The sequence below is a fragment of the Streptomyces sp. V4I2 genome, assembly GCF_030817655.1.
In the GTDB taxonomy this organism is placed as follows: Bacteria; Actinomycetota; Actinomycetes; order Streptomycetales; family Streptomycetaceae; genus Streptomyces; species Streptomyces plumbiresistens.
Genome location: NZ_JAUSZM010000003.1, coordinates 10,419,746 through 10,445,440, shown reverse-complemented (window position 1 = coordinate 10,445,440; position 25,695 = coordinate 10,419,746). Strand labels below are relative to the sequence as shown.

Here is a 25,695-nt window from a genome sequence, read left to right as displayed (position 1 = left end):
GCCGGACGCCAAGGGCGGGCAGGAGTTAGTCAACGGTCAACCAGCCGTGGACGCGGGCCTCACCCGTGGATTCCGCGTCGGTGTCGTCGGTGCCGACCGGGCCGCGGGGAAGCATCCAGTCTAGCCACTTCGGCAACCACCAGTTGGTCCGGCCGAGGAGTGTCATGGTCGCCGGTACCAGCACCATGCGTACGACCGTGGCGTCGATGAAGATCGCGGTGGCCAGGCCGAGCCCGAACATTTTGGTGGAGGGGTCCTCGGCGACGGCGAAGGACAGGAAGACCGCCACCATGATGAGGGCGGCCGAGGTGATGATCCGGGCGGTGCGCGAGACGCCCTCAACGATCGCCGTGCCGTTGTCGCCGGTGCGCAGGTACTCCTCGCGCACGCGGGAGAGGAGGAACACCTCGTAGTCCATCGACAGGCCGAACAGGATGGCGAAGAGGAACATCGGGATGAACGACACGATCGGAACCGTCGCTTCCAGCCCGATGAGTGCGCCTCCCCAGCCCCACTGGAAGACCGCGACCATGATGCCGTAGGCCGCGCCGATGCTCAGCAGATTCAGCAGTACCGCCTTGAGCGGTACGAGTATCGAGCGGAAGACCAGCATCAGCAGCAGGAACGACATCGCCAGCACGGCGGCGACGAACACCGGCAGGCGTTGGCTGGTGCGTTGGCCCACATCGGACAGGCTCGCGGCGGCGCCGCCGACGTGGGCCTTGGCCGGGCCGTGCCCGATCGCCGTGGGCAGCACGTCGGTGCGCAGCCGGGCGATGGTGTCGGCAGTGGCCTTGTCCTGAGGGCTGGTGGTCGGGAACACCACGAGGGTCGCGATGCCGGTGGCCCGATCGATGTGCGTCGGCGCGACGGATGCGATGCCCGGATCCGCCGCGACCGTTGCGACGAGTCGGTCCAGCACTCCCGGATCACCGGTGGGGTTCGCGGCGATGACGAGGGGACCGTTGGTGCCCGGGCCGAACCCCTCGGCGACGAGGTCGTAGGCCCGGCGCTCGGTACGGCTGTGGGGCAGTGAGCCGTCGTCGGGCAGGCCGACGCGCAGGCCGAGCACGGGCAGCGTCGCGGTCAGCAGCAGCCCCGCCGCGCCGACCGCGTACGGCACCGGGTGCTGGCTGACGTGCCCGATCCAGCGACGCCACCCGGCGGCGTGGGCGGCGCCTGCCGCCGGGTCCCGCCGCCGTGCGAGTCGGCCCAGCTTCCTGGTCTGCAGAGCCCGGCCGATCCGGCCGGCCCGGGCCAGGCGTGGGCCGGCGGCGCCGAGGAAGGCCGGCAGCAGCGTCACCGACGCGACCACCATGGTCAGAACGACGATCGAGACGGCGAGCCCGCCCACCGTCATGAACGGTACGTTCGCGACCGCCAGGCCGAGGATCGATACGACGACGGTGCCGCCGGCGAAGACCACGGGCCTCCCCGCCGTGGCCACCGCTCGCCCCGCCGCCTCGCGGGGATCGAGCCCGCGCGCGAGGTACTCCCGGTGCCTGGCGAGCACGAACAGTGCGTAGTCGATGCCCACTCCGAGCCCGACCATGCTGCCCAGGACAGGGGCGAAGGTCGGGACGTCCGTCACCCCCGCCAGTACCGTCATCGTGGCAACCCCGACGGTCAGCCCGAAGACCGCCATACCGATCGGCAGCGCGGCGGCGACGAGCGAACCGAACGCCAGGAACAGGATCGCGGCCGCGGCGAGGATGCCGATCAGCTCGCTTGCGCCGCCGTCGGGGTCGGAGAAGACGTAGAAGAGGTTCCCGCCCATCTCGATGCGCAGGGGCAGCTCGGCGCGCAGCCGGTCGCCGAGATCGACGAGGGCGTCGAGGTCTTTGGCCGACAGCCGGCTCTGGTCGGGGTACTGCACCCGGACGACCGCGATCCGCCCGTCGGCCGAGACAAGGCCGCCGCGCACGGTGGTGTCCCCGCCTGCGTCGAGTGCCCCCGCCGGGTCGCTCGTGCCGAGCACGTGCGGCAGCCGCTGCACCTCGGTCTGCAACCGCGTGAGAGCGGTGCGCGCGCTGCCGTGGTCGAAGAACGTCGCACCGCCGTCGAGGGGGGTGACGACCACTTGGGCGGTCATCCCCTCCTGGCCGGTGCCGGCCCGCTCGATCAGTTGCGCGGCCCGTTGGGAGTCCAGTCCCGGAGCGGTCATCGAGTCCGCGGTCCGCCCGCCGATGGCGATCGCGGCGAGGACGGCAAGCGTGGCGGCGATCAGCCATGCCGCGATCACCCGCCAGGGATGGCGGGCGGCGCTTGCGCCCAGGCGCAACAGGGCTTTCGAGAGCATCGGTTCCTCCAACCACCTCGTCGGCCGTCCTTGTACGGCCGCCGATGCCGAGGTTCGTCGCCACGGCGCTCTGCGGCATCGGCTCGCGGGCCGCGGATCCGTCGGCCCCAGGGCGGAGTGACGCCCCGTCCTTTCGGCCGATGCGCGGCACGGCGCGGTCCCTAGGCTGAGAACCGTGCTGCGAGACGACCTGCGAACCCTGTGGACCGAACCCCGGCCGCCCGACGCGCCCGCCCGGGTGTGGCGGGACTGGGCGCTGCTCGCCGCGGGCCTGGGCGGTGTGGTGCTGGAGGCCACCCTGCGCGAGAACGTCGTGTGGCGGCCGGTGGCGGTGGTGTTCGCCGTATGGCTGTGCCTGCTGCCCCTGTGGCGCCGGACCCGCCCGCTGGCGATGGTGACGCTGGCGTTCGGCTCGGTGATCCTGCTTCAGGTGGCCTCGCTCGTCGCCGCACCGCGCGAGCCCGTCGGCCTTGACACCGGCGCGGTCGTGCTCGTGCTGGTGTACGCGCTGCCCCGGTGGGGATCGGGACGCGAGATCGTGCTGGGCGGCACGGTGATCCTCGCGGCCAGCGCGCTGTGTTCCGTCACGGACGAGACCCCGGTCGTCGAAAATGTCGTGGGCTTCGTCTTCCTGCTGCTGCCCGGCGTGGTCGGGGCTGCCGTGCGGTTCCGGGTCACCGCTCGCGAGCGGCAGTTGGAGCAGGTGCGCTCCCGCGAGCGCGAGCAGCTCGCCCGGGAACTGCACGACACGGTGGCCCACCACGTGTCGGCCATGGTGATCATCGCCCAGGCGGGCCGGGTCCTCGCGGGCACCGACCCGTCCGCCGCCGTCGAGGCGCTGGAGGGGGTCGAGGAGGAAGGGGCGCGCACGCTGGAGGAAATGCGCGCCATGGTCGCCGCGCTGCGCGACCGCGGGGTCGGCGCCGAGCTGGCGCCCCCTGCCGGAGTCGCGGATCTGGAGCGCCTGGTGCGCACCCCGGGTGGTCGCCTCAGGGCCGACCTGGGGCTCGACGGCGAACTGGACGCGCTGCCCCCGGCCGTGGACGCGGCCGTCTACCGGATCGTGCAGGAGTCGGTGACCAACGCGCTGCGCCATGCGGTCGACGCGACCGAGCTCGTCGTTCGGGTCGCCGCGGAACGGCACACGGTACGGGTGAGCGTGCGCGACAACGGCCGGCGCACCGGCCGGGGTCGCGACGGATACGGACTTGCCGGACTGCGCGAGCGCGCTGCCCTGCTCGGCGGCAAACTACAAGCCGGCCCCGGCGCCGACCAGGGCTGGCATGTCGAAGCCGAGCTGCCGAGAGGGAGGACCGAGAGCGGTGCCCATCCGCGTCCTCGTCGCTGACGACCAGACCATCATCCGCACCGGGCTGCGGATCATGCTGAACGCCCAGCCCGGCATCGAGGTGGTCGGCGAGGCCGCCGACGGACAGGAAGCGGTACGTCTGGCCCGCGAACTGCGCCCCGACGTCTGCCTGTTCGACATCCGCATGCCCGTACTCGACGGGCTCGAGGCCACCCGGTTGATCGCCGGCCCGGGCGTCGCCGACCCGCTGGCCGTGGTCGTCATCACCACTTTCGACCTCGACGAGTACGTCTACGGCGCGCTGCGTGCCGGCGCCCGCGGATTCCTCCTCAAGGACACGGGACCAGACCTTCTGGCCCAGGCCGTACGGTCGGCGTCCGGCGGTGAGGCGCTCATTGCGCCCAGCGTCACCGTCCGTCTGCTCCAGGCATTCGCGGACCTGCCCGCCGGCCGGCCCGTGGCCCAGCCGGTCTCCCCCGTCACCGCCCGCGAGGAGCAGGTGCTCCTAGCCGTCGCTCGCGGGCTGACCAACACCGAGATCGCCGATGCACTGCACATCAGCCTCAGCACGGTGAAGACGCATCTGGCCAGCCTGATGGCCAAACTCGGCGCCCGCAACCGGGTCGAGATCGCGATGTGGGCCTACGAAACGCGCCGTATCCTCCCCGGAACCTGAGCCGCGTGCCGGGCCATGTCCGATGAGTCCCCGCCCGGACATCAGTGCACCGGTCGGCTCACGTCGGCTCCACGTGCCTCACCCGCCCCAGAGCGTGACGTACCAGGAGGCCGGAACTGGGACGGTGAGACACCCGATACGACAAGACTCCCGACAGCTACCTCGCCAGTCTCCACCTGCACGCCTCGATGATCTGGATCAAAAACCTCACCAGGACCACCCGATGATCACGACTCGATACGCGCCCTAGCATGGCGCGCCCGGCTCCGCGCGGTGAGGGCCAGGCGTGTGCATGACGCTGCTGGACGCGTCGGAGCGGGTCAGTCCTCAGCCGAAGACTTGGCGAGGATACGGCGAGCAACGGCTGGAATTACACGGCGCTGTGCTCCCACGTCACCTTGGAGGCGCGCCGCAGCATCCATTGGTAGAACTCGTAACCGTTGTCGACGTCGACGAAGTCCTTGACGTGCTCCACACCTTCTTGCCTCCACGTCACCCGGTAGATCGTCTTCTGCGCCGGGTACTGGGCAGCCTCCTCCTCGGCCTCGGCCTCGACTGCGGCGACTCGTGGCCGTGCGTTTACGGCCAGCTTCCCGACGGCGCCTACTGCGGCCAATCCCACGGCCCACACCAACTTGCCACGCATCCGTTCCCCCCTTGTGTTCGGTCCTGCGGCGACGGTATCGGGTGTCGTCGCCAGCTGGGATGAGTCCCTCGCGCGCGTCACCTCGCGCGCGTCAGGGATGACCTACGCGCCTGGCTTGACCCATGCCGCGAAGGCATTGTCGGCGTACTGCTCGCGGTCGCGTTCGGGCAGCGGTGTGTCCCTCGGCGGGATCAACGCCCGCGCAGGCTTCTCAGGCTGCGCCTGCACCACCTTGACCGACGGCGAGCGCCTCGGCTGCGGCCGGGGCGGCTGCACCAAGCTCGCCATGATGCGGGCTGCACGCTCGCGGGCCGCAGCCTTCCGGGCCCGCTTCGCTTGCGGCGTCTCCTTCGGCATGGCCACAGGTTACGCGCACGAACCGTGGTGCGGCAGGGATGAGACAACCCCCGGTCGGTTGGCGGCCCGGAGTTCTCAGCGGTCGGTCAGGCAGCGCCCGGCTCGTGTGCTGCTGGTGTCCTGCGCCAGTAATCCGTTGGTAGATCCGTCCCGTCCCGGCGTTTGGGTTCCGGTCGGCGACCAGGCGTGTTGACCGCCTGTGGCCCAGTACGAACTACCTAGGAACTTCCGGCGCAGGGCATAGTCCGCCGAGGTCAGTTATGGCGGCGGCGGACGTTGCGCAGCCACCGGCCTAGTGCTTCGTTCCTCAAAGGACGTACACATATCGGCGGCGTAAGCGCCGTGTGGGCGGTGCGGGTCTGCCCCAGATCCAGGGTCGGGCGCGGGCGTTGAGCTGGGCTGTGGCCACTTCGGTGGCGTGGGTGATGTGGTCGCGGTCGCCGAAGGAGCGTCCGGCCAGGGCGGTCTTGCGGAAGATGCGCCACCAGCCCTCTTGGAGGTTCAGCCAGCAGGCGCCGACCGGGATGAACACGTGCCTGATGCGGGGGTGGTCCTCGAGCCAGGTTCGGGTGGACACGCTGTTGTGCGAGGACAGATTGTCGGTGATCACATAGATGTCCCCGACGGGGTTGGCGTCCTCGACCAGCTGAAGGAACTGCTGGTAGAAGGCGCTGTTGCGGGAGGTGGCGGTCATCGTGAGCTCCTGGCCGTCGCGGACGCGTAAGGCGCCGTAGACCCAGGTTTTCTCCGGTCCGCGGGAGTAGTCGATCTCGTTCTTGATGCGGTGTCCGTCCGGTGACCAGCCCGGTGCCGGCGGGAAGGCGCGTGGGATCACCGGGCCGAGCTCGTCGGCGCAGACGACCGTCGCACCGGCGGGCGGGCTGGTGTAGAGCTCGACGATCCGCGTCCTTTTCCCTCGAAGTCTGCATCTCTCGGGCGCGTCCACGAGCGTGTGCGCCGCCAGCGCACGCCCTCGGCCAGCAGGATGCGGCGCACCTGGGAGCGGCTTACCTCGATTCCCAGGTCCCGGGCCGCGGCAGCCAGTGCGTCCAAGGTCCATTCCGAGGGTCCCGACTCGTCCGCGGCCCACATCTCGTTCGACGGCTGCACCTCAAGCCGACCGGGCGGGGTCTGCTTGACCATCGCGATGATCCGGGAGCGTTCGGCCTCGGTGATCCTTCGCTTGCGGCCCTGCCCGCCCAGATCTTCCAGGCCCTCAAGCCCCAAGCGGTTGAACCGGTGCAGCCAGCGGCGCACCGTCTTCTGACTGCACCTCAGCTCGTCGGCGATCTGCGGGACCAGCCAGCCGTCCCAGCTCAGCTCCACCATCCGGCACCGCTCCACCAGAACCTTCGGCGCCTTCCTGGCAGCCGCCAGACGGTGGACCACCGCTTGCTCGCCCTCGTCACGGCCCGGCCGTACCCGTAACACCATCGTCCAGCACCCGCCCCCGAGTACCCGCAACCACCCCGCTACCACCCCGCTACCACCCCGCTACCAGCAGCTATACCCACTGAAAGCGGAATTCAGCACTAGTAGCTGTCGTAGCTGGGCTTGCCGTTCGGCCGGTAGACGCCGACGATGGTGCCGCCCTTCGTCGTCGAGACGCTGACCGGCTCCAGTGCAGTGGGGATCGCTCCGTCGGCGAACAGCCGCTTGCCGGTCCCGATGATCACCGGGTGGATGGTCAGCCGGTACTCGTCGACGAGGCCGTGCCGCATGAGGATCTGGGCGAGGTCGCCGCTGCCGACGACGTTGATGTTGCCGCCGTCGGACGCCTTCAGCTGGCGTACGGCATCGGCGATGTCGCCCTCCAGCAGCGTGGAGTTCTGCCACTCGACGGACGTCAGGGTCGAAGACGCCACGTACTTGTGCATGCTGTTCATCCGTTCAGTGAACGGGTTGTCGGGATCGGCGGTCGGCCAGTACGACGCGAAGATCTCGTACGTCTTGCGGCCGAGCAGCATCGCGTCGGAGTGCTCGTACCAACCGGCGATGGCCGCGCCGACCTCGTCGTCGGACACCGGTTTCTGCCAGCCGCCGTGCTCGAAGCCGCTCTCAGCGTCCTCGTCCGGACCGCCCGGCGCCTGCATGACGCCGTCCAGTGTCAGGAACGTGCAAACAATGATCTTGCGCATGGTGCGCTCCCTTCGTCGACGGGTAGACGGCACAACCGCCGGAAACTCATCGGCGGAACTTCCGCGGCGCAGCTTGTGCAGCAGCGTGTCGCCCTCGCTGTCCAGGACCAGGCAATGGTGGTGGGTCTTGCCGCAGTCGGTCCCCGCCCATATCCGGCTCATTGTGCTCCAGTCGTCGTACTTGCCTTGCGTACCACGGACGACCTCGCCGGCATTGCTCTACACAGCGACTTGTTCGCACTTCCCAATCGGCGGCCGAGTCGTCGTGGGGAGCCGGGCGGCCAAGCACCTGAAGCCACGAACGGCAGCCACTTGTCAGCCACACCCAACTCCCCTGGGTGTCCCCACCCTACGAACGGGAGGACCAACCTGTTCAAGAAGGTAGAGCCACTTGTCCCCCAACTGGGGTTGCCGACGGCGCAGCGCGTTGGCGTAGGTCTGCCCGAACTTGCCGCACCAGCGGCGGATCGTCTCGTACGAGACGACGATCCCTCGCTCGAGCACGAGCTCCTCGACCTCGCGGAACGACAGCGGGAAGCGGTGGTACAGCCACACACAGTGGGAGATGACCTCGACCGGGTACCGGTGGCCCTTGTACGACAGCGACGCGCTCCCCACGGACGACCCTTCCCAGGTTGATCAACCCGAAGATCATCCCACCGGTCAGCCAACGTGACAGTGCCCAACCAACCGCGCCGCATCATCAGGGACTTCGAGACGGATCACCCTAACGAGCCGAAGTCAGTATCAACCCGGAGATCATCCCACCCGCTCAGCCAACGTGACAGCGCCCCTCCCACCGCAAAGTCCGCGCCCGTGTCGAGCACGCCTTCGCTCGCATGAAGACCTGGAAGATCCTGCGTGACTGCCGCCTCAAGGGCGACGGCGTCCATCACGCCATGCTCGGCATCGCCCGACCGCACAACCTCACCCTTGCCGGGTGACTGAGGTTCCCCCGGCGTGTGAGAGGTGCTGATCAGCGGGTCAGGGCGGGTTGACGGGGTTTCAGGTTCGTTCGTTCGGCCGTTGCCTGGTCGGCGTAGTGCTTTTCCTCGAACTCGACCGGGCTGAGGTAGCCGAGCCGTTTCTGGATGCGCCGGGAGTTATAGAAGCCGTCGATGTACTCGAACAGCGCGAGATTCGCCTCGGCCCGGGTGGCGAAGACGCGGCCGCGAATGCACTCCGTCTTGATGATCATCCACAGGTTCTCCGCGAGGGCGTTGTCGTAACTGTCCCCGACCGAACCCATGGATGCTTCAACTCCGGCTCGCAGAAGTCGCGTTGTGAGCTTCACGGATGTGTATTGACAGCCGTGGTCCGCGTGGTGGATCAGCTTGCCCGGTTCGACTTCCCGGCTCGCGAGCGCGTATTCGAGGGTGGTCAGGACCAGGTCGGCGTCCGCGCGGGCGGAGGTCTCCCAGGCGACCACCCGGCGGGAGAACGCGTCCCGGATCGCCGAGAGCCACAAGGGCCCCTCACCGGTGGTGATCATGGTGAGGTCGGTGACCCACAGCCGGTTCGGCGCGGGTGCGGTGAAGTCCCGCTCGACCAGGTCCGGGGCGAGTGCGGCCCCGGGGTCGCGGCGTGTGAAGCCGCCCCGGCGTGGGCTGATGCCCGCGATCTCGGCCTCGCGCATCAACCGCTCGACCCGTTTGCGGCCCACGTGGACGCCCTCGCGCTTGAGCACGGCGTGCACGCGCGGCGAGCCGTAGATCCCGCCCGAGTCGGCGTGGATCTCCTTGATCTGCTCGGTGAGTTCCACGTCCCGGCGTCGGCGTTCGCACGGCTCGCGCTCGGCACGACGCCAGCGGTAGTACGTCGAGGAGGCGATGGAAAGTTCCCGGAGTACGCACTCGACCCCCAGGTGCGGGTGCTCGTCAACGAGCGCCGTCACCTGGGCCGGGTCGGGTCGAGCTGCGCCGCGAAAAACGCCGAGGCCGTCCGCAGGACCTCGTTCGCCCGCTTGAGCTGGACGTTCTCCTTGCGCAGCGCGGCGAGCTCCGCTCGCTCGTCGGTGGTCAGCCGGTCATCCCGCTCGCCGGCGTCCGCCTCGGCCTGGCGGATCCAGCCGCGCAGGGCCTCCGGATGCACGCCGAGATCGACGGCGAGCTTCTTGATCTGCGGCTTCGGGTCCGAGACGCGGTACATCCGCACCGCACGCTCACGCAACTCCAGCGAGTACTTCCTGGGAGCAGCCATGGTCGATGTTCCTCTCATGAGTCCCATCTGACCCTCTGTCAACACACTCCGCATCTCGGGGGAACCTCAGACGGAGAAACAGGCAGGTCATTCAGCACGTCAAAGATCATTTACGGGACAACGCTTAGCCTCGCAAATGAGCGACGGCACTGTGGACGGCGGTGTGTGCCTCCACGTTCATAGGATGCGCTTCACTCATCAGCGTTCGGACCAATGCGCAACTATCCGGTGGTATTGTGCGCCGTCCGGAGTGAGAGCGACTATGTTCGCCGCGTTGAGCAGTGCGACATCCTTTTGCTCCTCCCCCCGTTCCAGCCGCAACATTCTTACCCCCAGGCGCAAATTCACGTGGTCGCCACTGGAGATTTGCACAGTCACCCGGCAGGAAATCCTGAATGGCTGCTTTTCGAGGAATGGAAACATTCGGTCGAGTAGTATTGGATCGGAATGGCGTCGGTAAATGTCGACCCACTCCGCGAGTGAGGTATCGAGCGGCGCGTCATAGAGGGCGAAAATGAAATGCCAGTCATAGGATTCGACTGTCTTCTCGAGGTGTACGTCCATGTCGACGTCCATGCCGCTGGTCTCGACGACGTTATGGAGTGGCAGGAATCCCTGCATGGGCTTTATGGCCGACCGGTGTTCCCCTCCGGGATGTCTATCCATGGCATCTCCCCACTCGCGAAGCCACGGTGTCAGGTTCGGCGCCGTTCGTTCTGCCATAGCCGAACCTGATACCTCCGTGGCGATGTCGAGCGCTAGTTCTGGATCAGATGGGCTCGAAGTCGACCGGGATGTCGTTGCCGTCCTCGTCGCGGCCGCCACCGGAGGCAGGGTTGACGACGGTGAAGTTCTTCTCCACGCCGGCCAACCGCAGCTTGATGGTTTCGAAGCCGACACGCAGGAACGTCACGCCCCCGAGGTCGCTCGCCCTCGCTCGGAACTTCATGTTGACGGTGAGGTCCGTCTCTTCCGTCCCAGAGAAGGTCTGCTTCAGCACACTCTGTGACTGATCCGCCTTGTACTTGAGTGCCCAGAGGCTCCAGCTGCTCGAGGACGGCAGGTTGTACACCTCGTAGAGCGCTGTGTAGCTGTAGCTCCGCACCCGACCAGTGATGGTGCCCTCGACATCGAAGCCCTTGGATTCGATCTTGAGGCCCTTGAATGTGCTGAACCCGTGAAATGCGGTGACCTTGGAGTCTGGTTCGACGGCCAGGAAGTCGAAATTCTTCGCGTACGTGGCAACGTCGGCGTCGGGCGCGATGAGAGCGAAGGGCTCCTCTACATCCAAGCGCTTCTGCGGCATGTTCATGCTATTCCCCTCTTGGAGCATCCCGGCGAGAACACCCGCTCTTCGCGGGCGGAGTGTCGGCCGCCGAGCCGTGTGGTTCTTTCATGGGCGAGGGCAGCAGCACCGTGTCGCCCGGGAGAAAATCGGCGTCACCACCTCGCTCGAATTCCGGAAGAAAAGATTCAGCAGATGTAGCCGAAGTGAAGGAAACAGGCTTCAGCTAGATGGGGGCCAGTTGGGCCGCGAAAAAATGTAGGAGCGGTTTGAAAACTGGTCGACCGCTGACAGTGGAGAATGATCAGCCGACGGGCTCCTGTGGTGTTGTTATCTTTAATATCAGCACCTTGGTGGACTGTAAACACCCTGCCCAGAGTTGGATGGGATCGCTCCGGATCCCTGATCTGAACCAACTAAAATGATGGCGAATGAATTCGGCCATCTTTGATTTAATGTGCGACTAAAATCTGTCCGTGCATGGGAGGTGACATCAATAACATCAGTAACGACTGCATATGGTTATCCCGCGTGAACGGTCGCCGAGTCTGATCGGATTTCAGAAGATCAAACCTTCGGACTGCTTCTTGGTGAGGTCGTAGGCGCCCTTGAAAAACAACGTTGCCACTGCGGTTCGGATCCGACGGAGCAACGGCGATGTCAGCGGCCCGACCACGCCGCACACCCGTGGTGACCTGGCCGGACTCCAGGACGCTGTAACGCCGGGCGGGGCCGCCGCGCCGGGGCCACCGACAGGGTGGTTGCAAGTTCCGGGGTAGCGCGGCTGGTCGGGTTGTGACCGGTTGGGGCGCATAGCAGAGCAGGCACGGGCTTCGTGATCATTGTGGTGTCTAAGCCAGATGATCATGAGGTGGCCCGTGCCTGCTGCTGCATCCTCTCCCATCCCTGCCGTGCTGGTGAAACTGGGTCCGCTGGACACCGGCCGGATCGCCGACCTGCGCCCCTACTTCGACTCGGTGCCCGACCCGCGCGCACACCAGGGCCGGTGGTACTCGCTGACAGCGGTCCTGCTGGTGTGTGCCTGCGCGGTCGTCTCGGGAGCGAAGGGCATCGATGAACTCGCCGAGTGGGGCCAGCGTGCCTCGAACGCGCTCCTGGCAGTGATCGGGATCTGCCGCCACCTGCTCATGGCGGCGCACTCCGTCACCGGCCACGATCGGCCGTGTGCTGGGGGCTGTTGACGGTGACGCCCTGGACCGTGCGGTGGGCGCCTACCTGGCCGACCGGCACCGCGCCGCCACCGAACCCGCCCAGGCGCCGTCACCCTCCGCGTCCGGGCCCCGCGCGATCGCTGTCGACGGCAAAGCACTCAAGGGATCAGCCCGTCCCACCGCGCCACGCCGGCATCTGCTCTCCGCGGTCACTCACGGCACCGTCGTGCCCCTCGCCCAAGTGGAAGTCGGCGCGAAGACGAACGAGACCACACACTTCCGTCCGCTGCTGGCATCACTGGACCTGACCGGAACCATCGTCACCTTCGACGCCCTGCACTCGGTCAAAGCGAACATCTCCTGGCTGGTCGAGACCAAGAAGGCCCACTACATCGCCGTGATCAAGACCAACCAGTGCGCCACGAGGCGCTTTGACACATCCCCGCTGAAGGCGGGACAGACTCGAAGGGAGGTCTGCTGGGTCCGATGGCTGACCGGATCCGAAAGGTGAAGGGGACCACAGCATGCCAGGAAACCGGCGGCCGGGCCCAGGTGCCTGGGGCGGTGCGCCGGGGGACCCGCGCGGTATGGCGAAAGCTTGACTGCCTGAACCCCAATCTCCAGCGGCAGCAATTTACTGCGACCGGAACGGCACCTGAAACCGGTGCCCGTCGTGACCGGGGACGTACTGGTTCGCCCTGGTCAACCTTCGCGGCGGGAGCGATGCCCAACGAGGGCATTGAAGGAGATGAATGGGGCGCCTGGGCCGCGCTGATCGTGTGTCAGAGACGAACGTGGGATCACCGTCCCAGTACGGCTGGCGGTGACGGAGTGCCCGTAGTAGTCGCCGGAGTCACGCCCGGCCGAGGAGAGCGGGAAAGCCGCTCGCAGGGCGAAGGGGCACAGGTGGTACAGACACCGGCGACACCGGGGAGGTATGCGAAATGCAGAGCGCTGACACAGTACTCGGTGTCCTGAGCGACAGGGGCAGACGCGGTCTGTCTCTGGAACGGTTGTATCGGCAGCTGTTCAGCGAACAGCTGTTCCTGATGGCCTACGGACGCATCTACGCCAACGGCGGAGCGATGACGCCCGGGGGTCGACGGGGCGACACCCGACGGGATGAGCCTGGGACGAATTCGGGAGATCATCGACCTTTTGAAGGCCGAGCGTTACCGGGTGTGAGTAGTTGGCGTGCAGGAAATCCCGGTGAGAAAGATCATGGTCGGCTAGCACACCGGTCGGAGCCTCTGCTGGGGTTCGCGCAAAGCTCGCTGGACGGGCGTCGGCGCTGGCTACGGTCCGCTTCGTGCCGGTGGAATTTCTGACTGATGAGCAGGCCGAGGCGTACGGGACGTTCACCGAGGTGCCCACGCGCCCGGAGCTGGAGCGGTTCTTCTTCCTCGACGATGACGACCGCGATCTGATCGCGCTGCGCCGTACGGACACGCACCGCCTTGGTGTGGCGGTACAGATCTGCACCGTTCGATATATCGGCCGCTTCCTCGGTGAGGACCCGCTCGCGGTGCCGTGGGAGGCCGTGGAGTACCTGGCCGGGCAGCTCGGCATCGCGGACGCCTCGTGTGTGAAGCGGTATCCGGAGCGCCGGTCGACGGTGTACGAGCACGCGGCGGAGATCCAGGAGCGGTTCGCGTACCGGGACTTCACTGACCGGCGATGGGGACGGGAGTTCCGCGGGTTCCTGTACGGGCGGGCGTGGACGCACGCCGAGGGGCCGGTGGCCCTCTTCAACCACGCGGTGACGTGGCTGTGCAAGAACCGGGTGCTGCTGCCGGGCGCGTCGGTGCTGGCCCGGCAGGTGTCGGAGGCCCGCACCGTGGCCGAGCGGCGCCTGTACGAGGCAGTGGCCCGCGCCGCGCACCGGGCCGATCCCGCGCTCGCGCCGACGCTGGCTGAGCTGCTGGTGGTGCCGGAGGGCAAGCGGGTCTCGGAGCTGGAGCGGCTGCGGACGCCGCCGACGAAGTCGACAGGCACCGCGATGGTGCGGGCCATGGAGCGGGTGGAGGAGATCTCCGCGTTCGCGCTGGGCCGGGTGAACCTCTCGCGGGTGCCGGTGAACAGGCTGTCCACGCTCGCCCGGTACGGACAGTTGAGCAAGGCGCAGACGATTCTGCGGGCACCGGAGCCGGGGCGGACCGCGCTGCTGACGGCGGTGGTGCGCCAGCTGGAGGCACAGGCGGTCGACGACGCTCTCGACCTCTTCGCGGTGCTGATGGCGAACCGGCTGATCAGCCCCGCGCGCAGGGCATCGGAGCGGGAGCGGTTGGGGATGCTTCCGCAACTGGAGAAGGCCGCCCGCATCCTGGCGAAGGCGTCGAAGATCCTCACCGAGGAACTGGACCTGGTCGCCGAGCACGACGCGGACCTGGACGTCGCCGCGCTGTGGGCGGCGGTGGAGGAGGCCGTGCCACGTACGGCGGTGGCCGGGGCGGTCGCGACCGTCGAGGCCCTGGTGCCCGAGGACGACGGGTCGGCCGAGGCGGCGATGCGGGAGAAGCTGGCCCTGCGCTACAACACGGTGCGTCCCTTCCTGTCCCTGCTGGGCGAGTCGGACGCGCTGGACGCCGCCCCGGCCGGGCGGCGCCTGCTGAAGGCGGTGCGCCGCCTGCCCGCGCTCTCCCGCCGGAGGGTCAAGGACCGGCCGCTGCTGCCCCGCGAGGCCGACGCCGAACTGGTGCCCGCCATGTGGAAGCGGGCGGTGTTCTCCAACCCCAAGCTGCCCCAGGGGGCGGTCGACCGGGACGCGTACGTGGTGTGCGTGCTGGAGCAGCTGCACCGCGCGCTGAACCGACGCGACGTGTTCGCCGCCCCCTCGAACCGGTGGACCGACCCGCGCGCCCGGTTGCTGGACGGGGCACGGTGGGAAGCGATGCGCGCGGACGTCCTGGCGGGCCTGTCCCTGACCGAGGACGCCGACCAGCACCTGGCCCAGCTCACGCGGGGCCTGGATGCGGCGTGGCGGCAGATGGCCGACCGGCTGGAGGAGGCCGGTGACGATGCGAAGGTGGAGGTCGTCGTCCCTGAGGGCGGGGGACGTGCCCGCCTGTTGGTGGACAAGCTCGGTGCGGTGGGCGAGCCGGAGTCCCTGACCTGGCTGAAGACCACCACGGAGGCCATGCTCCCGAGGATCGACCTGCCGGACCTGCTGTTCGAGGTCCACTCCTGGACCGGGTTCCTCGACTCCTTCGGCCACGTCTCCGACCGCCGCACCCGCATGGAGGGCCTGCTCGTCTCCCTGGTCGCCCTGCTGGTCTCCCAGAGCTGCAACATCGGCCTGACCCCGGTGATCGACCCGAACAACAAGGCGCTGACGCGCTCGCGCCTCTCGCACGTCGACCAGACCTACGTGCGCGCCGACACCATCGCCGGGGCGAACACCGCGCTGATCGGCGCCCAGTCCCGCATCGAGCTGGCCCAGATGTGGGGCGGCGGCCTGCTCGCCTCCGTCGACGGCCTGCGCTTCGTCGTCCCCGTCAAGAGCATCAACACCGGGCCCTCGCCCAAGTACTACGGCTAGAAACGCGGCGTGACCTGGCTCAACGCCGTCAACGACCAGGTCGCCGGGATCGGCGCGATGGTCGTGCGCGGCACCCCGCGCGACAGCCTCTACACCCTGGACACCCTGCTGAACCTCGACGGCGGCGTGCGCCCGGAGATGGTGGCGACCGACAACGCCTCTTACTCCGACATGGCCTTCGGCTTGTACAAGATGCTCGGCTTCCGCTTCGCCCCCCCGCTTCCGCGACCTGGCCGACCAGCGGTTCTGGCGGGCCGACTTGCCCAACGGCGAGGGGCCGGCCGACGGGTATGGGCCGCTGGAGGCCGTGTCCTGCAACAAGGTCAACCTGAAGAAGATCGCCACGCACTGGCCGGACATGCTCCGGGTGGCCGGGTCGCTCATCACCAACCAGGTCCCAGCCTACGATCTGCTGCGGATGTGCGGCCGCGAAGGGCACCCGACCCCGCTGGGGGCCGCGTTCGCCGAGTACGGGCGCATCGACAAGACCATGCACCTGCTCGCCCTGGTCGATAACACCTACCGGCGCCTGATGAACCGGCAGCTCACCGTGCAGGAATCCCGCCATCGCCTCGCCCGCGCGATCTGCCACGGCGGCCGCGGCCAGATCCGCCAGGCGTACCGGGAGGGCCAGGAGGACCAGCTTGCCGCTCTCGGCCTGGTCCTCAACGCCGTGGTCCTGTGGAACACCCGCTACCTGGACGCCGCCGTTGCCCGGCTCCGTGCCGAGGGTCACGACATCAAGGACGAAGACGTCGCCCGCCTCTCCCCACTCAAGGACCGGCACATCAACTGCCTGGGCCGCTACCTGTTCAACATCAAAGCCAGCGGTCCCGGCCAGGGCCTGCGCCCCTTCCGGGACCCGGACGCCGTTGAGGACGACGAGGATTGACGGCCAGCACCACCGACCGCCCCAGCCACTCGTTGCGCCCCGCGGGGGGCCTGAAACCCGACTTGTTGTGACGCCTTCGCGGCAGGCGTCACAACAAGTCGGGTGCACTCTCCAGGGCGGGGTCCTTGGATGCCGGGTGATCCGGACCGCCGGCCGGGGCGGCGGCACGCAGCGCCGCTTCGACCCGGCGGTTGCTGGTCATGGATGCCGTGACGGCCGTCATCGCCAGGAGGAGGCCGGCGGCGGCGTAGAGCGGGGTGCGGATGTTGTAGGTGGTGGCCAGCCAGCCGCCGAGGAAGGCCCCAATGGGGGCGGCGCACATGGCCAGCATGCGGGAGGTGGAGGCGACCCGGCCCATCAGGTGGGCGGGGACGATCGCCTGTCGGAGGGAGGGCGCGAGCACCATCGTGGCGCCCATGCCGGCCCCGCAGATGGCGAGCGCCAGCCCGGCGACGTACGGGTTCGGGGCAGCGGCCAGGCCCAGGATGGCAAGCCCTTCGACGGCGGCTGTGCAGGTCAGTGCGGTGCCGATGCCGAGTCGTCGACCAAGGTAGGAGGCAATGCCTGCACCGAGCAGGCCGCCGGTGGCCTCCGCGGTGAGGAGCAGGCCGAAGCCGTAGGTGTCGATGCCAGGCGGTCGTGCGCGAAGAGGGCGAGGACGGTCTCCGCAGCGAGGAAGGCGACGTTCCCGACCGCCGGGCGGAGCGCCAGCCCGAGCAGCACCCGGTCCCGGAAGGCGTACGAGGCCCCGGCCCGCGCCTGCCGAAGCAGCGACTCGCGAACCTCCGTCACGGGCCGGGGCGTGGCGGGCAGCGTACGTACGAGCAGTGCGGAGAGCATGAACGACACCGCGTCGGCGAGCAGCGGAACCGCCCGCCCGAGCGCGAGCAGCGCACTGCCCGCAGGCGGCCCCGCGAAGCCGGACATGGCGGTCTGGGCTCCGCGCAAGCGGGAGTTGGCGCGCTCCAGGAGTGCGGGGTCGCGGCCGAGCAGATCCGGCAGATAGGCCGTGGCGGCCGTGTCGAAGAACAGCCCGCCGAGGCCGAGCAGGAAGGCGACGGCCGCGAGCAGCGGAATGCTCAGCACGTCGAGCGCGGCCGCTGCCGCCGGTATCGCGAGCAACACCGCACGCGCCGCGTCCGCGACCCACATCGTGCGCCGACGGTCCCAGCGATCCACCAGCGCACCGCCGAGCACCCCGAAGAGCAGCCACGGCAGCGTCCCGGCGGCCGTGACGACGGCGAGCGCCATAGGATCCCGCGTCAACGTCAACGCGAGCAGCGGCAGTGCGGCATGCGACACCCCGTCACCAAGCGAGGACACCGTCTGCGCGGTCCACAGCCGTCCGAACCCGGTCGGCAACTTCCGAACGTCTGAGGTCACTTGGCGCCCCCCTCGGCCTGCTCGCGCGGTGCCGGGCGGAACAGTGCGAAGACGAGTGACGCGTCCGGCAGCGACGGATCGGACAGCTCCCGGTACTCGTCCGCCAGTGCCTGCAGCCGCGCCCCCAGCTGCGCGAACTGCTCCTCGGTGAGCCGTAGATGCGCCATCCTTACGTGCCGCTCATCCACCGGCGACGCCTCCAGGTCCGCCACCGCATGGCGCATCAGCACATCCGGCCCTCCCTCGCCCGGATCCGGCAGCGCGATCGCCCGCGCGGCCATCGCGTAGTACCGCTCGGTGACACCCCGCACCTTCCGCGTCCGTACCACCTTCACCAGGCCGGCCCGCTCCAGCAGCCGCACGTGATAGCTGGAACTCCCCTTCGCAAGGCCAACCCGCTCGGCGATCTGCGTGATCGTCGCGGGCTCGAAGCGGAGCACGGCCATGATCCGGTGACGCGTGAGATTGGAGACGGCGCGCAGCTGCTCGTCCGTGGTGACGTGAAACGCCTCGGGAAGATCATCGGTAGGCATGCGGGCAATGGTCAACGATTCTTGACCATTGAGCAAGGGGATTTCGCGCGGACCTCCAGAATCTGCAGCCCGGCGCGCGAGACCTTCTGTCAAAGCCCCCCACCCCACTGTCGATCCGGGGAGTTGTCAAAAAACCTTCGTTTTCTGAAGATCTCTCCCGATGGGTCGCCCAGCCCCCTCGGAGCCTTCAAAAAGCCCTTCAAAAACCTCGGGCGTTCAAGAACTCCGGACCGCCGTTTTCTGACATGATCCGGGGCCATGACGACCACTCAGGAGCCAGCGCACGACGCGGACGCGCTCGTCGCCGAGCCGCTCGTGCGCACCGAGATCAAAATCGGGTACGCCCGGGTGTCGACCGGCGGGCAGAAACTGGAGCGGCAGCTCGACGCGCTCACCGCCGCCGGGTGCCGGAAGATCTTCGCGGACAAGAAGTCTGGGAAGGACGCGCTCCGTCCCGAGTTGAAGGCGTGCCACGCGTTCCTCGACGCGGGCGACACGCTTGTCGTCCCCTCGCTCGACCGCTACGGCCGCAGCCTCCAAGACCTCATCAACATGGTCGCCGAGCTGCGCGAGCGCGGCATCGGCTTCACCTCGCTGCACGAGAACCTGGACACCACCACCCCCGGCGGCCGGCTCGTCTTCCACGTCTTCGCCGCGCTCGCGGAGTTCATTCGCGAACTCATCGTCATCGGCACCAAGGAGGGCCTCGCCGCCGCCCGCGCCCGCGGCCGGGTCGGCGGACGCCCCAGCGTCGCCACCGAGGAGATCATCCGGGCCGCCCGTGACCTGCTGCCCAACCCGGGCCGCTCGATCACCTCGATCGCCAAGCTGCTCGGCGTCTCGCCGGGCACGCTCTACAACCACATCCCGGACCTGCGCGAGCTGCGCGCCAGCGCAGTGCCCCGCCAGCTCGAAGCCCCCACACAGTAGGCAGATCAGACCAAGATCAATCTCAGCGGCACTTTCTGTACCTCAACTACTCACACCCGGTGCACCTTCCGCTGCGCGTGGCCACCGCCGCGCTGTCGCTCGAATCGGCGTGGGCGCGGTGCACGACTGAGGTTTCCCCAGCGGGCGGGAGGCGCGGATCAGCTGGTCAGCTGGTCAGAAGGGTGTCAGCCCATAGGGGCAAATCGGTTCTTCAGGTGAACTTACCACTTTTCACTGGGATATCCGCTAGACATCCTCTTATCCTCTTCTCGACTAGAGCAGACCGGACACGGTGTGCCTGCCCTCTTTGGGCTTGATGACTGTCGGGGGTTGCGTGAGGCTGGGCAAGGCCGGCTGGTGGGGCTGGTTGCGCGCCGTTCGTATCGGCTGGCGATCGGCGGTCTGTGGGCGGGGCAGGACATTGTGGCTGGGATGTGTGCTTGCCGCCGCTGTGAGTGCGGGCGCGGCAGCGGCGCTGTTCGTCCCGGCCGTTGCGGGAGTGCCGGCTGCGTATGGTCTGGCCGTCCTGTCCCTGCTTGGGCGTGCCAGGGCCGCCGCCGGACGGGTGCGTCTTCGCCTCGTACTCTTTGCGGGTTCTGCGGCAGCGGGTGGCCTTCACCATCTCGTGGTCGGTCAGCTTTCTTCCTCTCGAGGGGAGCCCGTTGGGGCCGTGCACTTCGTCCTCCGGCTGCTGGCGGTTACCGGAATCGTCTTGTCTCTGGTGGTGGCGGTCGCCGGACTGGTGATCGCGGTTGTGGACCGCGGCACGACGCTGGTCTGGCTGCGGCGAGTCCTGGACGGATGGATGATCGCCGGCTCCCTGCTCACTCTGGGCTGGGTGCTGCTGCTGCATCGCGCCGACCGAAGCGGCGATGCGTTCGGTTCTTTGCAGGATCTGGCACGCGTGGTGACGGACATCGTGGTCTTCGGACTTCTGGTGGCACTGCGCTTCGCACTGAAGCGTCCTGAGCGCACATCGACAACGGTGGGTGCCCTGGCCCTCGTCGCTTTGTCCGCAGGCGACATGCTGCGCATCCTCATGCCGGGCCCCGGCACCTGGTACGGCATTCCTTGCGCGGCGGCCTGCTCGATCACCGGCCTGCTCCTCATCGCCGTGACTCCATGGCTGCCCGGAGGCACCAGCGTCGTGGACGTCGGCCAACACCTCATGCCCGTCGTCGCAGTCGTGGCCGCTTTCGTGCCCGTGGCCGTCTGCGCCCTGGCCCTGGCAGCCCACACCATGGTCGGCGGCCACACTGACATGACCCTCATGGTCCTGGCAGGCTCGCTGCTTGTCGCGCTTGGTATCCGGCAAGGCATCATCCACGCCGATCACCTTCATATCACCCGCGAAGCCACCACCCGGGAGGCGCTTTACCGCACCCTGGTCGACGGCACTCGCGACGTGATCACCATCGTCAGCCCGGACGGCCGCGTCCGCTACGTCAGTCCTGCCGCCCACCACGTCTTCGGCTACCAGCCCGAAGACCTGCTGGGTACCCGCCTGCCCCTGCACTGCCACCCCGACGACGTGACGCCGCTGATGCAAGCAGTCGAGGCGCTGGGGCAGGAAGCCGCATCAGGCATCCGCGGCCCGGGCCGCCGCGTGTCCTGCCGGGTCCGCCACGCCGACGGACGCTGGCGCCACGTCGAATCGACAGTCAGCCACCACACCGAAGGAATGATCTTCAGCAGTCGCGATGTGACCGAACGGCTCGCCCTGCAGGAACAACTCGAGCACCTGGCCTTCCACGACGCGCTCACCGGACTGCCCAACCGGGCCCTCTTCGCCGACCGAGTCGCGCACGCCCTGCAGAAACGGACCACTCGCACAGCCCCACCCACAGTGCTCTTCGTGGACCTGGACGGCTTCAAGGCCGTCAACGACTCGGCCGGACACGCGGTCGGCGACGCTCTCCTGGTCCACGCCGCCCGTCGGCTCCAGGCATCCGTACGGGCCGAAGACACCGTAGCCCGCCTCGGCGGTGACGAGTTCGCCGCCCTTTTGGAGGGAGAGGCCGGGACACACCCCTCCCGTGCCAGAGACGTCGCCGAGCGAATCCTGTCCGCCCTGACACAGCCCTACCAGATCGCCGGCAACGAGGCGCTCATCTCGGCCTCCATCGGCATGACAGTAGCCCTCCCCGGCGTCACACCGGACGAACTCCTCCACCAAGCCGACAAAGCCATGTACGAGGCCAAAAGAGCAGGCAAAGCACGCATCCGCATGCACATCCCCCAACCCCGCCAAAACGACCACAGTCCGTCACCCGAGGCCCACCACGCGGCCATTCCTCTCCAGGCGTCAGAGGAACCGGCTGCGCAAGACCCGCCGCCGGCCCATCAGGGCGACCGTCAGGACCGATCAGCGGCGCGCCCCTGCGTGCCTGCCGCCGGATCGGCCATGGGTAACCAATACAACGGCCAGAGCCAGACGCAAGCGCTGCAGCACGCCACAACCGGTGATCACCCTACCGAGCACCCCCAGTGCGGCGGCACGGCGGTCCCACAGCAGCAAGACGGCTGATCGCAAGGCGAATCGGCTGTCGTCCACACCGTCGCCGCGGGCCACCTCATTGCGCTCGGCGTACGCCGTCCTGAGCGGGCATACGTATGCCACCGATCGACAACGGTCAGTGTCCGAGGTGGAGTGGTATTTCCGGCTCCAGTGAATCTGCACATCGAATGTGCAACTGCGGCACGGTGCGCGATGTATCTACATACGGGCCTGCCACATAACGCTCTGTTGGTGCGGAGTGTCCCGTGCGAAAGCGTGGACGCAATACAAGTCGGGTCCCAGTGCCGCGCGGCATGTGGAGAAACTGCCCTCACGTCGTGCGCGCGCCTGCACGGATGTGCAGCCGTTTCGTTCAACTTCCTGAGTTTGCATTCCGGTTGATTGGATAGCCGGTGCGCTCCGTGCTTTGATCTCTGCGCTGCGGGGCCCGCGCGAAAGTCTCCGGAAACGGGTGTCGCACGCCTGCGGCCGAGGCCCGCCATGTCCCCGGCGGGGCCACCCCCCTTGTGGATCATCCATACGAAGGGAAGTTTCCTCATGAACTCCGCTCCCCAGGTTGAGACCGTTGAGATCTCCGACGCCGAACTCGACAACGTCTCCGGCGGCCTGAACCCGCACGCCAGCCTCGTCGTCGGCCCCACGGCAGTCAGCGACGCGGATGCCCTGGCCCAGATCGACGCCGTCAAGAACGAGGTCCTGGGCACCGCCGACCAGTACAACCACGCCAGCGTCAGCGCCTCCCTCTGAACGGCAGCCTGAATGCCGGTCGGTGAGCCTGTCCAACCTGACGGAGCGGTTGGGCTGTTCGCGGATTCAGGCTGTATGGAAAGGTAAAGCTCCTGGCGGCAACGGGTTCTTGACCGAGGTCACCCGTCGCCGCCAGGAGCTTCGCGTGCTTGTTCACCCAGGGTCGAGCGAACTGTTCAGCCCGCCCCACGGCAAGCGGCGAGAGTACGGAGTCTGGGCAGGCCCCCCTGCCGGACGGCGTCGAGCCAGCCCGGCAGACGCTCGCGCTGGCGGCCGGTGAGCATGCTCGCGAAGGACCGGACGTGGCGGGTGAGGGCGTCGAGTTCGGGGAGCGTGTCCGAACGGCCTAGCTGTATCTCCTCCGATTCGGTGAGGGTGTCCGGGTGCCGGAGGATCCATCCGGCGACGGCCCACGGCGAGGGCGGACGGGCGGTCACCGGCCGTGGCGAGGTGCGTTTGTCGTACAGGTAGGCGCGGACGCGCTGGTAGCTGCCCTTGTAGCCGAGCGGCACGATCTCCTCCCACAGCTTCCACGCGTTGGTCCAGCCCTCGTTCCAGCGGTCGTCCAGGTAGACATCTCACGATGCCAAGTCGTCAAGCTGCTGCGGCCAGTTCGGAGGGGAAGGCGATGTGTTCGGAGGCGATCACCGCCGTCGGCCTGCGGACGCAGGCCGACGGCGCACCCGAGTCTTCAGGGCCGGGTGCGCCGCCGCCTCACACGAGCGTGCTGCGGGTGCCGTGTTCCATCGTCACCGGCACGCGGGCCTGAGCGTCAGCGCTGGTGGCGCTCACCACGGTCGCCCCGGTCGCCCCGGTCACCGCGGTCGTCCTGGTCGTCGCCCCAGGAAACCTAGTCGACGAAACGGTCGCGGTCGTTGCGCAGGGTGGCGGTGTCGGAGTTGTTGTCCCACAGGTAGTTGCGGCGGTCCTGGAACAGATCGGTGCTGGTGTCGCGGCCTTCGCCGGTGTGAATACGGACGGTCGCGCGGCCGTCCAGGCGGTAGGCGTCGAAGGTGTAGGTGTGGCCGTCCTCGTCCTCCAGGGTCCAGCCGTCGAGGTTGACCGCCCGGCGCGTGGTGTTGGTGAGCTCCACCCACTCCTTGTTCAGCGAACGGCGGGAGCGGTCGTCACGGCCGGGCGAGTCGTACTGCACCGCGCTGATCTCCACCTTGGGGTGGTCCGGCCGGGCGTGGTCGGCCGCCGTCGCTGGCAGCGCCGCCGCGCCGACGATGGCGGCGGCCGTGAGAGCGGCGGCGGAGATACGACGGGCGGTCACCGTGGAAGAAGACACAAAATCTCCTGGCTGTAAGCGCACCCGCCTGTCCTGTGGGCCTGGTAGCGGGCCGGGTGGGACAGGCTGGTGCGGTGTGCGGGTGGCGGCCGGTCGGCCGCGCCTCCAGACCATGGCCGTGCTGTGCAGGTTGTGACCGCGAGAGGCGCGCTCCGTTACTGTTCGCCCACATTGCTGTGACTCTCGCCTGTTACGTCCATTTATGCGTCTAATGCATCAAGTTGACGCCTGTGCAGGCTGGCACCCCTTATGGGCACTGATCCGTCATCTCTGATCGTCAGGCCGCGCCGACCCGCTGCGTGCGAGACCGTCACCCAAAAGTGCGTAACAGGAACGCTTAGATTCGCCGTGCGGTGGGCGGCGCGAACGTCATACCGGTCAGGGCTGTACCTGCCTGGCGTCCGCCCGTCTCTGGCCCGGCCGCTGAGTCGGCCTCACCGGCCGGCAGCGGGGCCAGCTGCTGGATACAGCGCCGCCGCCGGAGGTCACCTTGAGGAAGCAGGCCGCTCTCGGTCGCGGCGGCCACGACAGCCAGCCGCTGCCAGCGGCCCGGACACGGGCGGGCCGCAGCCGACTCGAGGACTGGACCGCGGCCGCCGCGCTGTCGGAACTCGGGGAGCACACCGCGCCCCAGCAGCGGTGTCCGGCTTCCCCGCCGCGGCAGCCGCATACCGCGCCGCACGAGTGGCCCTTCACGCCGGCGATCCCGGCTTCCCGTTGGTCGGACCAGAGGATCATCCGCCGATGACGCCACCGGCGTGATATCCGGCCGCGGCCGCAACCGCGCCCAGCCCGGTGATGCTCTGTTCCACCAGATCCGCATGCCGCTGTTAAGGAGATCAACGTGACCACCAGCGCCTTCACACACCACTCACCGCACGGCTTCGTCGACCCCTACGCCGTCGACACCACCGAAGCCGCCTGGCAGCCCGCCCCGGCCACACTTGAGCAGAACGCGGACTACCTGCTGCCGCCGCCCAACCCCGCCCACCGCCTCGGCTACACCCTCAACCCCCGTGACCAGCGACGCCTCGCCCTGCACGCCGCCCTCACCACGGCCGGCATCCCCCCACGGCCCGAAGACCGCGACGCCATCGACCAACTCAGCGCCCTTCCCAACAGCATCAACACCACCCTGCAACGCTGGCTGCACCACACCACCTGACACAGGCGATCGCCACCGTGCAGGCCTCCGGGGGAGCGCACTCCTGGCGCTGCGGCAGGCCCCGGGCGATCAGCCAGCCCACCGGGTCCGTGATCGGCCCGTGCAGCCGCACCTGGTCCTCCAGACGCCGGACGAGACGGGCGGCGAGGATCTTCGGTGCGTCGGCCCGGCCCGCATACCCCTCCACCCGGGCGAGTTCGGTGCGGGTCGTGGCCTCCACCAGCTTGCGGGCGCCCTGTCGGCCCAGGCGCGCCCAGACCAGCTGGACCGGGGCCAGGACAGCCCGCAGATTTTCGGCGACAGGGGCACCCTCCCCCCGCTACGGCTGTCCTGACCGGCACCTGACAACCACCACACGGCAGCTCACACACCACCCCGCACACCAACTACCTCCGGCCGCAGCGACACCAGGCCGCGCGAGCCGCGTACCGCGTGGACGCGGGTGGACAGGGCGCCGGCGGCGAGGCGGGCCTGCTCGTGCGGGGTGCAGTCGTCCAACCCGATGCAATAGGCGTTCCGGCTCGCCCCGAGTGCCCGGGTGTCGGCGATCCGTCGCATCTCAGTCCGGGCAGGTAGGCGGCCGGGCAGCCCCCATGGCGCGGGCCACTGCGAGCGGC

At 68.4% G+C, this 25,695-nt stretch carries 22 protein-coding genes and 6 pseudogenes; 12 read left to right on the top strand and 16 right to left on the bottom strand.

Going from position 1 to position 25,695, the window contains the following annotated elements; genetic code table 11:
- Positions 1-25 precede the first annotated feature (25 nt).
- On the bottom strand, positions 26-2,299 hold the full coding sequence (locus tag QFZ76_RS48955) for an MMPL family transporter (RefSeq protein ID WP_307679734.1): 2,274 nt from the start codon (positions 2,297-2,299) through the stop codon (positions 26-28).
- A gap of 175 nt (positions 2,300-2,474) precedes the next feature.
- On the opposite strand from QFZ76_RS48955, the gene QFZ76_RS48950 reads away from it, so the two are divergent.
- Complete coding sequence (locus QFZ76_RS48950; RefSeq protein WP_307679733.1) at positions 2,475-3,647, top strand: sensor histidine kinase; 1,173 nt, start codon at positions 2,475-2,477, stop codon at positions 3,645-3,647.
- Complete coding sequence (locus QFZ76_RS48945; RefSeq protein ID WP_307679732.1) at positions 3,622-4,284, top strand: response regulator transcription factor; 663 nt, start codon at positions 3,622-3,624, stop codon at positions 4,282-4,284. Before QFZ76_RS48950 ends, QFZ76_RS48945 begins: the two co-directional genes overlap by 26 nt.
- Before the next feature lie 370 nt (positions 4,285-4,654).
- Here QFZ76_RS48945 and QFZ76_RS48940 read toward each other — a convergent pair whose 3' ends face one another.
- The 6 genes and pseudogenes from QFZ76_RS48940 to QFZ76_RS48915 all read right to left on the bottom strand — a co-directional run.
- Positions 4,655-4,930 carry a hypothetical protein gene (locus tag QFZ76_RS48940; protein WP_307679731.1) on the bottom strand — a complete coding sequence of 92 codons (276 nt, stop codon included), beginning with the start codon at positions 4,928-4,930 and terminating at the stop codon, positions 4,655-4,657.
- Between the two features lie 102 nt (positions 4,931-5,032).
- Positions 5,033-5,287: a hypothetical protein gene (locus QFZ76_RS48935; protein ID WP_307679730.1), complete on the bottom strand. Its 255-nt coding sequence runs from the start codon at positions 5,285-5,287 to the stop codon at positions 5,033-5,035.
- 307 nt (positions 5,288-5,594) lie between these two features.
- Positions 5,595-6,188, bottom strand: a complete 594-nt coding sequence (locus QFZ76_RS48930; RefSeq protein ID WP_307679892.1) for an IS630 family transposase — start codon at positions 6,186-6,188, stop codon at positions 5,595-5,597.
- On the bottom strand, positions 6,119-6,721 hold the full coding sequence (locus QFZ76_RS48925) for a helix-turn-helix domain-containing protein (RefSeq protein ID WP_307672413.1): 603 nt from the start codon (positions 6,719-6,721) through the stop codon (positions 6,119-6,121). Before QFZ76_RS48925 ends, QFZ76_RS48930 begins: the two co-directional genes overlap by 70 nt.
- 98 nt (positions 6,722-6,819) lie before the next feature.
- Positions 6,820-7,425, bottom strand: a complete 606-nt coding sequence (locus tag QFZ76_RS48920; RefSeq protein ID WP_307679729.1) for a dihydrofolate reductase family protein — start codon at positions 7,423-7,425, stop codon at positions 6,820-6,822.
- 387 nt (positions 7,426-7,812) lie between these two features.
- Positions 7,813-8,043 (bottom strand): annotated as a pseudogene (locus QFZ76_RS48915) (IS6 family transposase); the annotation flags it as partial.
- A 176-nt stretch (positions 8,044-8,219) separates the two neighbouring features.
- On the opposite strand from QFZ76_RS48915, the pseudogene QFZ76_RS48910 reads away from it, so the two are divergent.
- Positions 8,220-8,369: pseudogene (locus tag QFZ76_RS48910) on the top strand (transposase); the annotation flags it as partial.
- Positions 8,370-8,401: 32 nt separating this feature from the next.
- Here QFZ76_RS48910 and QFZ76_RS48905 read toward each other — a convergent pair.
- From QFZ76_RS48905 to QFZ76_RS48890, 4 genes are all read right to left on the bottom strand, one after another.
- Entirely contained in the window at positions 8,402-9,319 is a 918-nt protein-coding gene (locus QFZ76_RS48905) for an IS3 family transposase (protein ID WP_307679728.1), read from the bottom strand.
- Positions 9,316-9,624, bottom strand: coding sequence for a transposase (locus QFZ76_RS48900; protein ID WP_307679727.1), 309 nt, complete (start codon positions 9,622-9,624; stop codon positions 9,316-9,318). The genes QFZ76_RS48905 and QFZ76_RS48900 overlap by 4 nt, the downstream gene beginning before the upstream one ends.
- Positions 9,625-9,822: 198 nt before the next feature.
- Positions 9,823-10,347 carry a hypothetical protein gene (locus QFZ76_RS48895; RefSeq protein ID WP_307679726.1) on the bottom strand — a complete coding sequence of 175 codons (525 nt, stop codon included), beginning with the start codon at positions 10,345-10,347 and terminating at the stop codon, positions 9,823-9,825.
- Positions 10,348-10,393: 46 nt separating this feature from the next.
- Positions 10,394-10,936: a hypothetical protein gene (locus tag QFZ76_RS48890; RefSeq protein ID WP_307679725.1), complete on the bottom strand. Its 543-nt coding sequence runs from the start codon at positions 10,934-10,936 to the stop codon at positions 10,394-10,396.
- Positions 10,937-11,820: 884 nt separating this feature from the next.
- Here QFZ76_RS48890 and QFZ76_RS48885 point away from each other — a divergent pair.
- The 4 genes and pseudogenes from QFZ76_RS48885 (at position 11,821) to QFZ76_RS48870 (ending at position 16,511) form a co-directional block, all read left to right on the top strand.
- Positions 11,821-12,111 carry a transposase family protein gene (locus tag QFZ76_RS48885; protein ID WP_307679724.1) on the top strand — a complete coding sequence of 97 codons (291 nt, stop codon included), beginning with the start codon at positions 11,821-11,823 and terminating at the stop codon, positions 12,109-12,111.
- Positions 12,095-12,592, top strand: coding sequence for a transposase (locus QFZ76_RS48880; protein ID WP_307679723.1), 498 nt, complete (start codon positions 12,095-12,097; stop codon positions 12,590-12,592). The genes QFZ76_RS48885 and QFZ76_RS48880 overlap by 17 nt, the downstream gene beginning before the upstream one ends.
- A gap of 433 nt (positions 12,593-13,025) precedes the next feature.
- Positions 13,026-13,260 (top strand): annotated as a pseudogene (locus QFZ76_RS48875) (RNA-directed DNA polymerase); the annotation flags it as partial.
- A 130-nt stretch (positions 13,261-13,390) separates the two neighbouring features.
- A pseudogene (locus QFZ76_RS48870) lies at positions 13,391-16,511 on the top strand (Tn3 family transposase).
- A gap of 88 nt (positions 16,512-16,599) precedes the next feature.
- Here QFZ76_RS48870 and QFZ76_RS48865 read toward each other — a convergent pair.
- Positions 16,600-17,894, bottom strand: a pseudogene (locus QFZ76_RS48865) (MFS transporter).
- Complete coding sequence (locus tag QFZ76_RS48860) at positions 17,891-18,427, bottom strand: transcriptional regulator (RefSeq protein WP_307679722.1); 537 nt, start codon at positions 18,425-18,427, stop codon at positions 17,891-17,893. The pseudogene QFZ76_RS48865 and the gene QFZ76_RS48860 overlap by 4 nt, the downstream one beginning before the upstream one ends.
- 258 nt (positions 18,428-18,685) lie before the next feature.
- Between QFZ76_RS48860 and QFZ76_RS48855 the strand changes: the two genes are divergently transcribed.
- The 3 genes from QFZ76_RS48855 (at position 18,686) to QFZ76_RS48845 (ending at position 22,622) form a co-directional block, all read left to right on the top strand.
- Complete coding sequence (locus QFZ76_RS48855; protein ID WP_307679721.1) at positions 18,686-19,357, top strand: recombinase family protein; 672 nt, start codon at positions 18,686-18,688, stop codon at positions 19,355-19,357.
- Positions 19,358-20,027: 670 nt separating this feature from the next.
- Positions 20,028-21,884: a sensor domain-containing diguanylate cyclase gene (locus QFZ76_RS48850; RefSeq protein ID WP_307679720.1), complete on the top strand. Its 1,857-nt coding sequence runs from the start codon at positions 20,028-20,030 to the stop codon at positions 21,882-21,884.
- A gap of 528 nt (positions 21,885-22,412) precedes the next feature.
- Entirely contained in the window at positions 22,413-22,622 is a 210-nt protein-coding gene (locus QFZ76_RS48845) for a hypothetical protein (RefSeq protein WP_307679719.1), read from the top strand.
- A 176-nt stretch (positions 22,623-22,798) separates the two neighbouring features.
- Here the strand turns inward: QFZ76_RS48845 and QFZ76_RS48840 are convergent, their stop codons facing one another.
- A complete protein-coding gene (locus QFZ76_RS48840) occupies positions 22,799-23,134 on the bottom strand; it encodes a hypothetical protein (RefSeq protein ID WP_307679718.1) in 336 nt (111 codons plus the stop codon).
- 341 nt (positions 23,135-23,475) lie between these two features.
- A pseudogene (locus tag QFZ76_RS48835) lies at positions 23,476-23,898 on the bottom strand (lamin tail domain-containing protein); the annotation flags it as partial.
- 859 nt (positions 23,899-24,757) lie between these two features.
- Here QFZ76_RS48835 and QFZ76_RS48830 point away from each other — a divergent pair.
- Both QFZ76_RS48830 and QFZ76_RS48825 read left to right on the top strand, forming a co-directional pair.
- Entirely contained in the window at positions 24,758-25,078 is a 321-nt protein-coding gene (locus QFZ76_RS48830; RefSeq protein WP_307679717.1) for a hypothetical protein, read from the top strand.
- A gap of 100 nt (positions 25,079-25,178) precedes the next feature.
- Positions 25,179-25,412 carry a hypothetical protein gene (locus QFZ76_RS48825; RefSeq protein WP_307679716.1) on the top strand — a complete coding sequence of 78 codons (234 nt, stop codon included), beginning with the start codon at positions 25,179-25,181 and terminating at the stop codon, positions 25,410-25,412.
- 29 nt (positions 25,413-25,441) lie between these two features.
- On the opposite strand, the gene QFZ76_RS48820 is transcribed toward QFZ76_RS48825, so the two are convergent.
- Positions 25,442-25,636 (bottom strand): hypothetical protein, encoded by a 195-nt coding sequence (locus QFZ76_RS48820; RefSeq protein WP_307679715.1) that lies wholly within the window; start codon positions 25,634-25,636, stop codon positions 25,442-25,444.
- Positions 25,637-25,695: the final 59 nt, after the last annotated feature.